Genomic DNA, 12,344 nt, shown 5'->3' with positions numbered 1-12,344 from the left:
CGAAGCTTGACCTGCACAGGTCATGGGGGCATGGTTCTTCCGCTCTGTGACGGTCATCTCACTTCTCCAGACCGACCCTGCACGAAAAATGCACCGTTTTGGCATCGCGTGCCCCGGCTGTCGATATATGGTCGTGATCTTCTATTGGCAGGCTTCTGCTCCCTCTCCTTTTGAATCGAACGGGGAAATCGTATGAAGCGAATTCTCGCGGGCTTGGCGTTAACCACGGCCGCAGCGCTCGTTACCGCCACACCTGCCGCGCAGGCCGCGCCGGTGGACCCGGTGAAGGCGCTCAAGAAGCAGTTCGTCGCGGGGCACGGTGTACGGATCTCCGAGAAGACCCGGATGTCCATGGACGGCAAGAGCGTCGGGGTCAGCACGACGCTCGGCTCTTTCGAGTTCGGCAAGTCCGGAATCGTCGCGAGCGATCTCCGGACCCGCAGGCCCAGCAAGGACAAGAGCCTTGCGGCCGCGCTCGCCCCGCCGCGCATCATCACGGTCGGCGGTTACAGCTACGTTCAGGGCGGGCTGTTCACCGAGGACCTGCCCGAGGGCAAGAAGTGGGTTCGCTACGGCGGTGGCGAGGCGACCGGCGGCACCTACAACCAGATCCTCGACATCTTCGAGCCGAAGGTGCTGAAGACGCTGGTTTCGCGTGCCAAGAGCTTCAAGGGCGGCACGTACAAGGGCGCCCTCACGTACAGCGAACTGGCCAAGGCCTACGGCCAGAAGCTGTCCGGCACGATCGGCAAGATCAAGATTGACTACGCGCTGAAGGTCAACTCCAAGGGCCTGGTCACCGCGCTCACCTCGGGCTGGAGCCTGGACTTCGGTGTCCTGGGCAAGACCCGCTCCGAGACCGAGACCCGGTACCTCGGGTGGGGATCCAAGGTCAAGATCAAGGCTCCGGCCAAGGACCTGTGGGTCGACGTGGACGACCTCGGTGAGGACAGCGACGTTCCGCTGGAGATCCCGAACAACTCCCTGAACTCGCTCACCAACTGAGTAGCCCTTCTCCGCCTCCTTCCGCCCGCCGGGTGGGAGGAGGCGGACGATCAAAGCCCCGCCCGAGGAGCTGGTGACCAGCTCCGAAGAGCTCATTGACGAGATGCTGCAGGAACTGCAGATCCTCCCGAACGAGGCGCTCGCCTCCCGGCAGGCGGTCCTCAGCCCGCGCGGGCCAAGTGAGGCTGTTTGGTGTAGTCGGTCAGGCCGACGACGTTCCCCCAGGGGTCGGCGACCTCGACCGTCCACCCCGTGAACACCTCGAACGGCTCGATCCCCAGCTCATCGGCCGCCGCGCGGGCGTCGGGCACCTCCAGCCATACGCGCATGGAGCCCGGCCCGCCCTCCTGGAGCCGTACCAGCAGCCCCGGGGTCTCCTCCCCGATCGCGAACAGCGCCAGCTCCCCCGTCGCGAACTTCTCCTCCAGCCCCAGCACACCCCCGTAGAACTCCCGGGCCCGCGCCAGGTCCGCGACCCCGACCAGGATGTTGTCGACGCCGAGGATCCTCATGACGCGAGCCTCGGGTGGTCGCGCCAGGCGGGCATCGAGCGCATGTAGGCCCTGGTGGCCTCCTCGGCCTCGGCCCTGGCCTGGCCGGTGCGCTGGGTCTGCCACTGCACCATGCGCTCGAACCGCTCGTCGAAGTCCTGCAGCGTCCCGTCCGGCTTGGCGCACATCCGGCACCACGTGCTGTCCGGGTGACCGGGGGCGTGGTCGTCGGCGGTCCGCATGGGCATCCCGCAGCTCTGGCAGTTCACGGCTCGTCCTCTCCTGGGTCTTCGCCCCTGAGGAGCGCCCGGAGCCCCGTGACGAGCCCTTCGCGCTCCTGGGACGTCATCTGACGTACGGCCCGCGCCAGCAGGTCGTCCTCGAGCACCCGCGGCGCGGCCGCCGCGAAGGCCGCCCGCCCTTCGTCCGTGACCCACACGAATACCCGCCGCCGGTCGCGCTCGTCCCTGATCCTGCCCACCAGGCCGCGCTCCTCGACCCGGTTGACCAGCTCGGTCGTCGCGGCCTTGGACAGTTGCAGGTGCTCGGCCAGCTCGCTCAGGGTGAGCGGCCCGGCGGCCTGCAGGTGGCCGAGCACGGCGTGCATCCTGGCGGTCAGCCCGGCCGCGATCGGTCTCTTGGACGCCTTGAACCGCCGGTAGATCGCAGGGTAGAGCCGCGCGACCTCGCGGGCCGCCTCCGCTTCTTCCATCACTTCTTTCGTGTACGAACTATTCGTGTACGAACTGTACTCCGCCGCAGGACGGAGGTCTACCCGAGCCGGGACTCCCGCAGGCCCGCCCATTCGAGCGAATGCCTGATGCCCTCCTCGACGGAGTAGCGGGCCTGCCAGTCCAGCAGGCTGCGGGCGCGGTCGCTGCGGGTGTAGGCGCCGGCCACGTCGCCGGGGCGCGGGTCGGTCTCGACGACCTCGATCGGGCGGTCGACGACGTGGTTGAACGCCTCGGCCAGCTCGCGGACGGTGGTGCCGGCGCCGGTGCCCAGGTTGATCACGTCGACGTCCAGCTCGTCGAACCGCCGCAGCGCCGCCACGTGCGCCGTCGCCAGGTCCCAGACGTGGACGTAGTCGCGGATGCCCGTGCCGTCCCTGGTCGGGTAGCCGGTGCCGGTGATCCGGAAGGGGATGCCGTCCTCGTACGCCTCGATCATCTTGCCGAGGGCGTGGCTGGGCCGCCGCAGCTGCAGACCGGTGCGCATCTCGGGGTCGGCGCCGATCGGGTTGAAGTAGCGCAGGGAGAGGATTCTGATCGGGCGGCCTGCGGCGATGTCGGCGAACATGGCTTCGCAGACCGCCTTGGTCCGCGCGTACGGGCTCTGGGGGTCGAGGGGGGAGTCCTCGTTCACCGTGTGGTCGTCGCCCGTGCGGTAGATGGACGCGGAGGAGCTGAAGATCATCCGGGTGCAGCCGTTGCGGATCAGGTGATCGACGAACTCGAGGCTCTTGGTGACGTTCGCGCGGTAGTAGCCGATGGGGTCGGCGACGGAGTCGGGGACCACAATGAGCGCGGCACAGTGGACTACGGCCTCAATATCCGGATATTCGGCGAATATCTTGTCAATCAGCGGGCCGTCGCTGATATCCCCTTCATAGAACGCCCGCCCCTTCGCGAACTCGCGCCTGCCCGTGATGAGGTTGTCGAGAATGACGGGCTCGATCCCGGCATCGAGGCACGCCGACGCGACCGTGCTCCCGATATATCCCGCCCCGCCAGTAATCAATACACGCATCCCAGCACCCTAAACCCATAATCATCTTGTACGGCCGGCTCCCGCCCACTCACCCCGCCTCCCCGAACTCCGCCCACCACACCCCGTCCCGGACCTCGCTCGACGCGGCTCTGGAGGCACACCTCGACCCCATGGCCGCACCACCACCCGGCCTCGCCCGCGCCTTCCAGGAACCCCACCGCCCCCGGGGAGGGCCAGCGCCGCCGTCGCGGGCACGCCCCAGCCCATAGCCGCACCCACCACCGCCCCCGAGGGAAGGCCAGCGCCGCTGTCGCGGGCACGCCCCAGTCGATAGCTGCACCCCACCACCGCGACCCGCCCCGCATCCGCCCTCGTCGCCCCTCCAGGAACCCCGGGGGAGCCGCACCCCCCGGGGAGGCCCACCTCCGGGGAGGCCCAACCCCAGCCCCAGGAAGGCCAGCGCCACCATCGCGGGCACGCACCGAGCGGCGCGGCGGCGTTCGCCTGCGGGTCGGCCGAAATCGCTGGAGCAAGGGGGGCGGGGCCGCCCGGCTGCCGCGGGATCGGAAACGGGTGGTGGTCTGGGCTTGTTGGGTCTGGTGTTGGCGTGCGACATTTCCTGATATGGGCAGAGACGTGCCAAGCGTCGTCTTCAGCCGGGACGACCGACGGAAATATCGGGAAAAGGTGTATCGATGCCTCGACGTCTTCGCCCAGATGTTGCGCGAGTCCCGCTTTGAGATCGAGCGCCCCCTCGCCGGCCTGGAGATCGAGCTCAACATCGTGGACGCGTACGGCGAGGCGGCCATGCGCAACGCCCAGGTGCTGGCCGCGATCGAGCAGCCGGACTGGGCCACGGAGCTGGGACAGTTCAACATCGAGATCAACATCGAGCCGCAGGAGCTGGGCGGCGACGGCGCACTACGCCTGGAGGACGACGTCAGGACACGGCTCAACCACGCCGAGGAACGCGCCCGCTCCCAGGACGGTCACCTCGTACTGATCGGCATCCTGCCCACGCTGCGCGAGCAGGACATCGGCGAGGGCACGCTCTCCGCGAACCCCCGCTACCGCCTGCTCAACGAGCAGATCTTCGCGGCCCGAGGCGAGGACCTGCACCTGGCCATCGAGGGCGTCGAGCGCCTGGACACCCACGCGGACAGCGTCGCCCCCGAGGCCGCGTGCACGAGCGTGCAACTGCATCTTCAGGTCAGCCCCGACGCGTTCGCCTCGCACTGGAACGCGGCCCAGGCCATCGCCGGGCCTCAGGTGGCGGTGGCGGCCAACTCCCCGTACCTGTTCGGCAAGGAGTTGCACCGCGAGACCAGGATCACCCTGTTCGAGCAGGCCACGGACACGCGGCCGGCCGAGCTGAAGACGCAGGGGGTGCGGCCGAGGGTGTGGTTCGGGGAGCGGTGGATCACGAGCGTCTTCGACCTGTTCGAGGAGAACGTCAGCTATTACCCTGCCCTGCTGCCCCTGTGCGAGGACGAGGACCCCCGTACCGAGCTCGAACAGGGCCGCATCCCCCACCTGCACGAGCTGACCCTGCACAACGGCACGATCTACCGGTGGAACCGGCCGGTGTACGCGGTGGTGGACGGGGTGCCGCACCTGCGCGTGGAGAACCGCGTGCTGCCCGCCGGGCCCACCGTGGCCGACATCGCGGCGAACGCGGCGTTCTACTACGGGTTGATGCGCGTGCTGCCGTACGCCGAGCGGCCGATCTGGAGCCAGATGTCGTTCCAGGCGGCGGAGGACAACCTCGGCGCGGCGGCGCGGCACGGGCTGGACGCGCGGCTGTACTGGCCGGGCATGGGTGAGGTGCCGGCGGCCGAGCTGATCCTGCGGCGCCTGCTGCCCATGGCGCGTGAGGGGCTGGCCAGGTGGGGCGTGGACGGTCCCGTGGCCGACCGGCTGCTCGGCATCATCGAGGGGCGCTGCCTGACCGGCCGTACGGGGGCGAGCTGGCAGGTGGAACGCGTGCGCGCGCACGAAGAAGTCTCCGGGGACCGGCACGAGGCATTGCGGTCCATGACGCTCGAGTACATCGAGCGGATGCACACCAACGAACCCGTGCACAATTGGGACGTGTGAAGCCCGTGAAGCGCATCCTGGTCCTCGCCCTGGTCCTCCTGGTCGGCGCCTGCGGTCTGGGCAGGCGGCCGTCCATGGACACCCAGGGGGCCGACTCGTTCGAGGACGATGTGCGCACAGCCCGTACGCTGACGGAGGCGTTCTGGACGCAGCAGTTCCAGCAGAGCGGGCGGACTTATCGGCCTATCTCCGACTTCGTCCCCTATTCCGGGAACTCCGGACCCAGCTGCGGCAACGAGCCCGCCGTCCCGAACAACGCCTTCTACTGCCCCATCGGCCACTTCATCGCCTTTGACCAGACCTGGATGGAGTCGCTCTGGAACGAGATGGGCGACGGGTCGGTCTATGTGATCATTCCCCACGAGTTCGGGCACGCGATCCAGGCGCAGCTCCAGACGAACTTCCAGCTCAACGTACAAATGGAGCTCCAGGCCGACTGTTATGCGGGCGGGACCCTCTCGGCGCTCGTGCGCTCGGGCGTGCTCGACACGCAACCGGGCGACGAGGACGAGCTGCTCACGAGCCTGGAGGCGGCGGGCGACCCGACGGACGACTGGCTGAACCCGTCGGCTCACGGGACGGCCGAGCAGCGCCAGACATCGTTCGCGACCGGCTACCGGGACGGTGTGAACGCATGCTGACCGGGGCGTACACGCGGGGCGCGGATCGGACCCCAGGATGTATACGCGGGTCAACCCAGAGGATGATGTATCTGATCATGCCCACGCTCTACCGTTGACCCATGCCATTGGAGGAGATCGGCTGGCTGCGAAGGGGTGCGTGCAGATCCAGCGACCCTGACCTCTTCTTCCCTCTCGCCCCCACCCCCTTGCAGGAGGCCCGCGCCAAAGCGGTCTGCGCGCGCTGCCAGGTCATCGAGGAGTGCCGCGCGTACGCGTTACGTTCGGGCGAGTCGGAGGGCATCTGGGGCGGCCTCACCCCGGAGGAGCGCCGCCGCAGCCGCTTCCCCACAGGCTGGCGCCGCCCAGCCGCCTCCTGACGCCAATCGGCCGACGGCGCGGGCGAAACCGACCGCGTGGGCGAAACCGACCGCGTGAGCGTGGGCGAAGCCGACCCCGTGAGCGTGGGCGGAACCGACCCCGTGAGCGTGGGCGGAGCGCGTGAGCGTGGGCGAAGCCGACCCCATGGGCGAAGCCGACCCCGTGAGCGTGGGTGGAGTGCGTGGGCGAAGATGCGGTGAGCGACGTAGCCTGGCAAGGGTGTTGCTCCGCTCGATCGCGATCCTCGCCGCAGCCAACCTCCTGAACAACAAGGTGGCCCCCCGCCTGGCCCCCCTGACCTCGGCCGCCGCGACCGCCGCCCTGGTGGCGGCGGCCCGCAGGTCCGGCCTGTCGTGGAAGGAGCTCGGGTTCGAGCACGGCCGGCGCGGCGCCGTGGCGGGAGGCGCGCTGGCGGCGGCGGTGGCGGCCGTTTACGCCGTCGGCATCGCCAACCCCCGGACCAGGCAGCTCTTCCACGACGAGCGTGCCGTGTCGCTCTCGCGCGCCCGCGTCCTGGAGGAGGCCCTGCTCCAGGTCCCGCTGGGCACGGTCCTGCTGGAGGAGGTGGGTTTCCGGGGCGCCCTGTACGCGATGCTGCGCAAGGATCACGGCACGGTGGCCGCCACGGCGATCTCGTCGTCCCTGTTCGGCCTCTGGCACATCCTCCCGGCCATCGACATGGCCCACGCCAACCCCGCCCTCGGCGCCCTGACGTCGGCCGACTCCCCGGCCCGTCTGGACACGGCGCGGGTGGTGGCGGGGAGCGTGGTGTCCACGGCGGCGGCCGGGGTGCTGTTCTGCGAGCTCCGGCGCCGCGGCGGCCTCCTGACCCCGGCCATGCTGCACCTGGCCACCAATTCCTTCGGCTATCTCTTCGCTCGCCTCGCCGCCAAGCGAAAGTGACGGAACGTGAGCATTTCCGGCACTCCGGTGGATCTTTGATCAGCCGAGGATGAGGATTCCTGACCCGAAGGGGGAAGATCCTTCACTTTCGATTGGAGCGTTCCATGCACGTCCCACCTCGATGCTTTAACGTCTCCAGCGCGCGCTTCCCGAGGTCGGGAAATGCGTAGGCACGGAGGTGGTGTTGCATGCGTACGGTAATCGACATCGACAAGGAGCTGCTGGAGGTCGCCCAGCACGAGTTGGGGACTTCGACCATGAAGGAGACGGTCAACGCGGCCCTGGAGGAGATCGCCGAAAGGGCAAAGCGTCGCGAAGCGTCCGAATACTGGCGCACCCGGGACTATTCCGATCTTCTGGATCCGGAGATCATGAAGCATGCGTGGTAGCCACCGGCGTGGTCTACCTCATCGACAAGAGCGCCCTGGCGCGCATGCCGCACCCGGCGGTCCACCGGGCACTCGAGCCGCTCATGCTCGACAAGATGCTGGCCATCTGCGAGGTCACGCAGCTCGAGGTCCTCTTCAGCGCGCGTGACCCGGCGGGCTACGAGCGCGACGCCCACTACCTGCGCGAGGGCTTCCGCCTCCTGTCGATCCATGAGAAGGAGGCGGCCGCCCGGGCGCTGGACGTCCAGGCGATCCTCGCGCGCAAATCGCACCACCGGGCCGTCGGACCGAGCGACCTGCTGATCGCCGCCTGTGCCGAGGTGCACGGGGCGACGATCCTGCATTACGACCGGGACTTCGACGTCATCTCCGAGGTCACCGGCCAGCCCTCGCTCTGGGTCGTGTCCCCAGGGTCGGTGCCCTAGGGAGAGTCAGCCCGTGGGGACGACCTGGAAGGCCTCCGCGTAGTGGCCCGAGGCGAAGCCGGCCTGGTCGGCCCAGGCGGCGAAGCGGGTCTTGACGAAGTCGACGAAGCCCTCCACGTGGGCGACCTGGCTCACATGTGACTGCAAGGCCGCGAGCTTGCGGTCCATGGCCTCGGTGACGTCCACCCAGTGGTTGGGGGTCGAGCCGCCCGTCAGCCAGACCTCACGTACGGTCCAGGCCTCCAGGCCCTCCTCCCGCACCAGTTCGGGGAAGGCGTAGGGGTTGCGGGCGTCCGGGTAGACGGCGTCCAGGGCGGAGCCGCCCACCGCGCGGTGGTCGGGGTGGCTGGGGGCGACGTTGTGGTAGTTGCGGTCGGGGTGGTGGGTGATGACCAGGTCCGGCCTGACCTGACGGATCACGCGGGAGATGTCGCGCCTCAGCTCGATCGAGGGCACCACGAGCCCGTCCTTGTAGCCGAGGAACCGCACGTCGGTGACGCCGACCGCCTTGGCGGCGGCCCGCTGTTCGGTCCTGCGGAGCTCGGCCATGCCGGAGTTGTCCAACGTACGTTCGTTGCCGCCCGCGTCGCCATCCGTGACCAGCAGGTACGTGACCTCGACGCCCTTGTCGACGAACAGCGCCACGCTCCCCGCCGCGCCGAAGTCGACGTCGTCCGGATGGGCGGTCACCACGAGGACCCGGTTGATCTCGGCTTCCGGCAGCATGACTCCCCTTTCTGAAGTTCTACGAAAAGACAACCGGCCCCCCGCCGAAGGCATTCCGGGCGCCGATTGTCGGTGGGGCGTCTTAACCTAGGTAGGTGCCGACCCAAGTCTCTGTTGACCACCCTCTGCTCGACGGCCTCAACCCTCAGCAGCGCGAGGCCGTGATCCATCATGGCAGTCCGCTGCTCATCGTGGCGGGGGCGGGCTCCGGGAAGACGCGGGTGCTCACGCATCGCATCGCGTACCTGCTGGCCGAGCGTGAGGTGCACCCGGGCGAGATCCTGGCGATCACCTTCACCAACAAGGCCGCCCGCGAGATGAAGGAGCGCATCGACAAGCTGGTCGGCCCGCGGTCCAGGGCGATGTGGGTGATGACGTTCCACAGCGCCTGCATGCGCATCCTGCGGCGGGAGGCCAAGCGGCTGGGGTTCCCGTCGAGCTTCTCGATCTACGACCAGGCCGACTCGCAGCGGCTCATGGCCATGGTCTGCAGGGAGATGGAGCTCGATCCCAAGCGTTACCCGCCGCGCTCCTTCTCGGCCCAGGTCAGCAACTTCAAGAACGAGCTGATCGACTACGAGACCGCGCTCGACAAGGCGGGCTCGCACCTGGAGAAGACGCTGGCGGAGGCGTACAAGGCCTATCAGCTCAAGCTGACCGAGGCCGGCGCGATGGACTTCGACGACATCATCATGAACACGGTGACGTTGTTCCAGCTCTTCCCCGACGTGGCCGAGCACTACCGGATGCGGTTCAGGCACGTGCTGGTCGACGAATACCAGGACACCAACCACGCCCAGTACATCCTGATCAGGGAGCTGGTCGGGCATCCCGAGCTGCGCACGACCGACGGCGAGCTGGTCCGGACGGGCTCCGACATGTCCGAGCTGTGCGTGGTGGGCGACGCCGACCAGTCCATCTACGCCTTCCGCGGCGCGACGATCCGCAACATCCTGGAGTTCGAGCGCGACTATCCGGACGCGCGCACCATCCTGCTGGAGCAGAACTACCGCTCCACCCAGAACATCCTGGCCGCCGCCAACGCGGTCATCGCCCGCAACGAGTCGCGCAAGCCCAAGAACCTCTGGTCCGACCAGGGCGACGGGCCCAAGATCGTGGGATATGTCGCCGACAACGAGCACGACGAGGCCATGTTCGTGGCCCAGGAGGTCGACCGGCTCAGCGACGAGGAAGACGTCAAGCCGGGCGAGGTGGCCGTCTTCTACCGGACCAACGCGGCCTCCCGTGTGTTCGAGGAGATCTTCATCCGCACCGGGCTGCCGTACAAGGTGGTCGGGGGCGTGCGCTTCTACGAGCGCAAGGAGGTCAAGGACCTGCTGGCGTACCTGCGCGTGCTGGCCAACCCGGCCGACGTGGTCTCGCTGCGCCGCATCCTCAACGTGCCCAAGCGCGGCATCGGCGACCGCGCCGAGGCGATGGTCGAGGCGCTGTCGTCGCGCGAGCGCATCCCGTTCTGGGACGCGCTGCGCAGGGCCGACGAGGCGTACGGGATGGCCACGCGCTCGCTCAACGCCGTACGCGAGTTCGTCGCGATGCTCGAGGAGCTGATCGCCAAGGCCGAGGGCATGCCGCCGTCGGCGCTGGCCGAGGAGGTGCTGGTGGCCACCGGCTACCGCGCCGAGCTGGAGGCGTCGGAGGACCCGCAGGACGAGTCGCGCCTGGAAAACCTTAACGAGCTCATCTCCGTCGCCTCCGAGTTCGAGGAGGCCAATCCGGAGGGGACGCTGGTGGAGTTCCTGGAGCAGGTGTCGCTCGTGGCCGACGCCGACCAGATCCCCGAGGCCGACGGCGGGCAGGGGGTCGTCACGCTGATGACCCTGCACACCGCCAAGGGGCTGGAGTTCCCCGTCGTCTTCCTGACGGCCATGGAGGACGGGGTGTTCCCGCACATCCGCTCGCTCGGGGAGCCCAAGGAGCTGGAGGAGGAGCGGCGGCTGGCGTACGTGGGGATCACCAGGGCGCAGCAGCGGCTCTACATCACGCGGGCGGCCGTGCGCAGCTCCTGGGGGGCGCCGGCGTTCAACCCGGCCTCGCGGTTCGTGAACGAGGTGCCGGGGCAGCTCATCGACTGGCGTACGGATCCGGAGAAGTCCGCCTGGAGCGCGGCCACCCGCAAGGAGCCCGCCGCCCGCCCACCCGCCAAGACCGGCGGGCGGAAGGTGCCTTCGCTGGCGCCCGGCGACCGGGTGACGCATGACGCGTTCGGGCTGGGCACCGTGGTGTCCGTGGACGGGGTGGCGGAGAAGACCAAGGTCAAGATCGACTTCGGCAGCGGCGGGGAGAAGACGCTGCTGCTGGCGTACGCGCCCATCGACAAGCTCTGACGCGCCCCTGACGGCCGCAGGGCCGCCCTCCCTGGCCTTGGGAGGGCGGCCCTGATGTCTTTACGGGGTCAGCCCTTCAGGGCGCTGCCCTTCTTCCACTGGGTCCAGTTCAGCTGCCAGTAGCTCCAGCCGTTGTTCCACTGCAGCTTGCGCTTCGTACCGGTGATCTTGACGACGTCGCCGCGCTGGGCGATGCCGTAGAACCACTTGGCTCCGGCGGGGGTGGCCCGCACGCAGCCGTGGCTCTGGTTGGAGCGGCCGAGGAACTGGTAGTAGCCGGCGCTCTGGTGGACGTACTCACCGCTGTCGGAGATGCGGACCGCCCACGGGATCTCCTCCTTGTAGTAGCGCGGATCCTTGGGATCCGTCACGCCCATCCAGGAGGAGGTCATGGTCTCCACGGCCTTCTTGCCCATGGTGAGGTGAACACCGCTGGTGGTGAGGTAGACGTCCACGCCGTTCTTGATCAGCCCGCCCCTGCCTGCGCTGATCGGGATCTTCTTGGTCAGCTTGCCGTCGCGGTAGACCTTCATCTGGTGGTTACGGGTGTTGACCACGGAGATCTGCGACGTGCCGACGGCGAAGCGGCGGGAGACGTCCTTGGCACCGGTGTTGCCGGGGAGCTGCGACAGGCGGGCGGTGAAGAGGACCTTCTGGTGAGGCTTCCAGTACGTCTTCGTCCGGTAGATGACCTTACGCGCCGACACCCAGCGCCAGGCGCCGTCGACCGGCTTCTCCGCCTCCACCTCCAGCAGCGCCTCCACGGCCGCCCGGTCCTTCACGTCGCGGTCGAACGTGACGATGATCGGGAAGCCGACGCCTACCTTCTCCGTCTTCTCCCCCATCGGGGTGATGTCGGCTATATCGAGCTTGACCTTCTTTGCCGGTTTGTCCGGCTCATCCGGGGCCGTGACGCTCGCCGCGCCGGCGGCCCGGACCACCGAGGCTTGCTGCGTTTGCGGAACGGGGACGTTCTCCGCCGCACAGGCCGTCATGGCGGCCAATGCGACCAGGACCGGCAGCATCCGGGGGACGCGATTCAAGGGGGCTACTCCTGGGATATGTGCTTTTTCTCCTTTTATGTGTGACAACTGAGGCGGGAGTTTTGTGGGCGTACCAACGATAACTATCCCGTAACGTTCCAAACCGGCACGGATGAACCCCCTCCCCACGGGGAACCCGCGCCCGACGCGGTGCCGGGGGCACGGCGGTGGCCGATGCGGGGCGCGTCGGCGGGCGCGGGACGGCGTGG

Annotated in this window: 14 protein-coding genes; 8 read left to right on the top strand and 6 right to left on the bottom strand. The window is 68.5% G+C overall.

Annotation, left to right across the window (positions count from 1 at the left end):
* Positions 1–213 precede the first annotated feature (213 nt).
* Positions 214–1,005 carry a hypothetical protein gene (locus tag AB0J87_RS02375; RefSeq protein ID WP_363962281.1) on the top strand — a complete coding sequence of 264 codons (792 nt, stop codon included), beginning with the start codon at positions 214–216 and terminating at the stop codon, positions 1,003–1,005.
* Between the two features lie 161 nt (positions 1,006–1,166).
* Here the strand turns inward: AB0J87_RS02375 and AB0J87_RS02370 are convergent, their stop codons facing one another.
* From AB0J87_RS02370 to galE, 4 genes are read right to left on the bottom strand one after another with little or no spacing between them, the layout of a single operon-like run.
* Positions 1,167–1,517 (bottom strand): hypothetical protein, encoded by a 351-nt coding sequence (locus AB0J87_RS02370; protein WP_363962280.1) that lies wholly within the window; start codon positions 1,515–1,517, stop codon positions 1,167–1,169.
* Positions 1,514–1,765 (bottom strand): zinc ribbon domain-containing protein, encoded by a 252-nt coding sequence (locus AB0J87_RS02365; RefSeq protein ID WP_355190404.1) that lies wholly within the window; start codon positions 1,763–1,765, stop codon positions 1,514–1,516. Before AB0J87_RS02365 ends, AB0J87_RS02370 begins: the two co-directional genes overlap by 4 nt.
* A complete protein-coding gene (locus AB0J87_RS02360; protein WP_350731191.1) occupies positions 1,762–2,208 on the bottom strand; it encodes a MarR family transcriptional regulator in 447 nt (148 codons plus the stop codon). Before AB0J87_RS02360 ends, AB0J87_RS02365 begins: the two co-directional genes overlap by 4 nt.
* A 59-nt stretch (positions 2,209–2,267) precedes the next feature.
* Positions 2,268–3,245 (bottom strand): UDP-glucose 4-epimerase GalE, encoded by a 978-nt coding sequence (gene galE, locus AB0J87_RS02355; protein WP_363962279.1) that lies wholly within the window; start codon positions 3,243–3,245, stop codon positions 2,268–2,270.
* A gap of 648 nt (positions 3,246–3,893) precedes the next feature.
* On the opposite strand from galE, the gene AB0J87_RS02350 reads away from it, so the two are divergent.
* The 6 genes from AB0J87_RS02350 (at position 3,894) to AB0J87_RS02325 (ending at position 8,021) form a co-directional block, all read left to right on the top strand.
* Positions 3,894–5,303, top strand: a complete 1,410-nt coding sequence (locus AB0J87_RS02350) for a glutamate--cysteine ligase (RefSeq protein WP_363962278.1) — start codon at positions 3,894–3,896, stop codon at positions 5,301–5,303.
* On the top strand, positions 5,300–5,944 hold the full coding sequence (locus AB0J87_RS02345) for a neutral zinc metallopeptidase (RefSeq protein WP_350731185.1): 645 nt from the start codon (positions 5,300–5,302) through the stop codon (positions 5,942–5,944). Before AB0J87_RS02350 ends, AB0J87_RS02345 begins: the two co-directional genes overlap by 4 nt.
* 101 nt (positions 5,945–6,045) lie before the next feature.
* A complete protein-coding gene (locus AB0J87_RS02340) occupies positions 6,046–6,303 on the top strand; it encodes a WhiB family transcriptional regulator (RefSeq protein WP_192790004.1) in 258 nt (85 codons plus the stop codon).
* A gap of 220 nt (positions 6,304–6,523) precedes the next feature.
* On the top strand, positions 6,524–7,207 hold the full coding sequence (locus AB0J87_RS02335) for a CPBP family intramembrane glutamic endopeptidase (RefSeq protein ID WP_363962277.1): 684 nt from the start codon (positions 6,524–6,526) through the stop codon (positions 7,205–7,207).
* A 188-nt stretch (positions 7,208–7,395) separates the two neighbouring features.
* Positions 7,396–7,596, top strand: coding sequence for a type II toxin-antitoxin system VapB family antitoxin (locus tag AB0J87_RS02330; RefSeq protein WP_363962276.1), 201 nt, complete (start codon positions 7,396–7,398; stop codon positions 7,594–7,596).
* Positions 7,590–8,021, top strand: a complete 432-nt coding sequence (locus AB0J87_RS02325) for a PIN domain nuclease (RefSeq protein ID WP_350731179.1) — start codon at positions 7,590–7,592, stop codon at positions 8,019–8,021. Before AB0J87_RS02330 ends, AB0J87_RS02325 begins: the two co-directional genes overlap by 7 nt.
* Before the next feature lie 6 nt (positions 8,022–8,027).
* Here the strand turns inward: AB0J87_RS02325 and AB0J87_RS02320 are convergent, their stop codons facing one another.
* On the bottom strand, positions 8,028–8,747 hold the full coding sequence (locus AB0J87_RS02320) for a PIG-L deacetylase family protein (RefSeq protein ID WP_350731177.1): 720 nt from the start codon (positions 8,745–8,747) through the stop codon (positions 8,028–8,030).
* 125 nt (positions 8,748–8,872) lie between these two features.
* On the opposite strand from AB0J87_RS02320, the gene pcrA reads away from it, so the two are divergent.
* Positions 8,873–11,092 (top strand): DNA helicase PcrA, encoded by a 2,220-nt coding sequence (gene pcrA, locus AB0J87_RS02315; RefSeq protein ID WP_363963087.1) that lies wholly within the window; start codon positions 8,873–8,875, stop codon positions 11,090–11,092.
* Positions 11,093–11,160: 68 nt separating this feature from the next.
* Here the strand turns inward: pcrA and AB0J87_RS02310 are convergent, their stop codons facing one another.
* Entirely contained in the window at positions 11,161–12,135 is a 975-nt protein-coding gene (locus AB0J87_RS02310) for a L,D-transpeptidase (RefSeq protein WP_363962275.1), read from the bottom strand.
* Positions 12,136–12,344: the final 209 nt, after the last annotated feature.

It is taken from the genome of Nonomuraea sp. NPDC049625 (assembly GCF_040675285.1).
Classification (GTDB): Bacteria; Actinomycetota; Actinomycetes; order Streptosporangiales; family Streptosporangiaceae; genus Nonomuraea; species Nonomuraea angiospora_A.
This window is presented reverse-complemented; position numbering and strand designations above follow the sequence as displayed.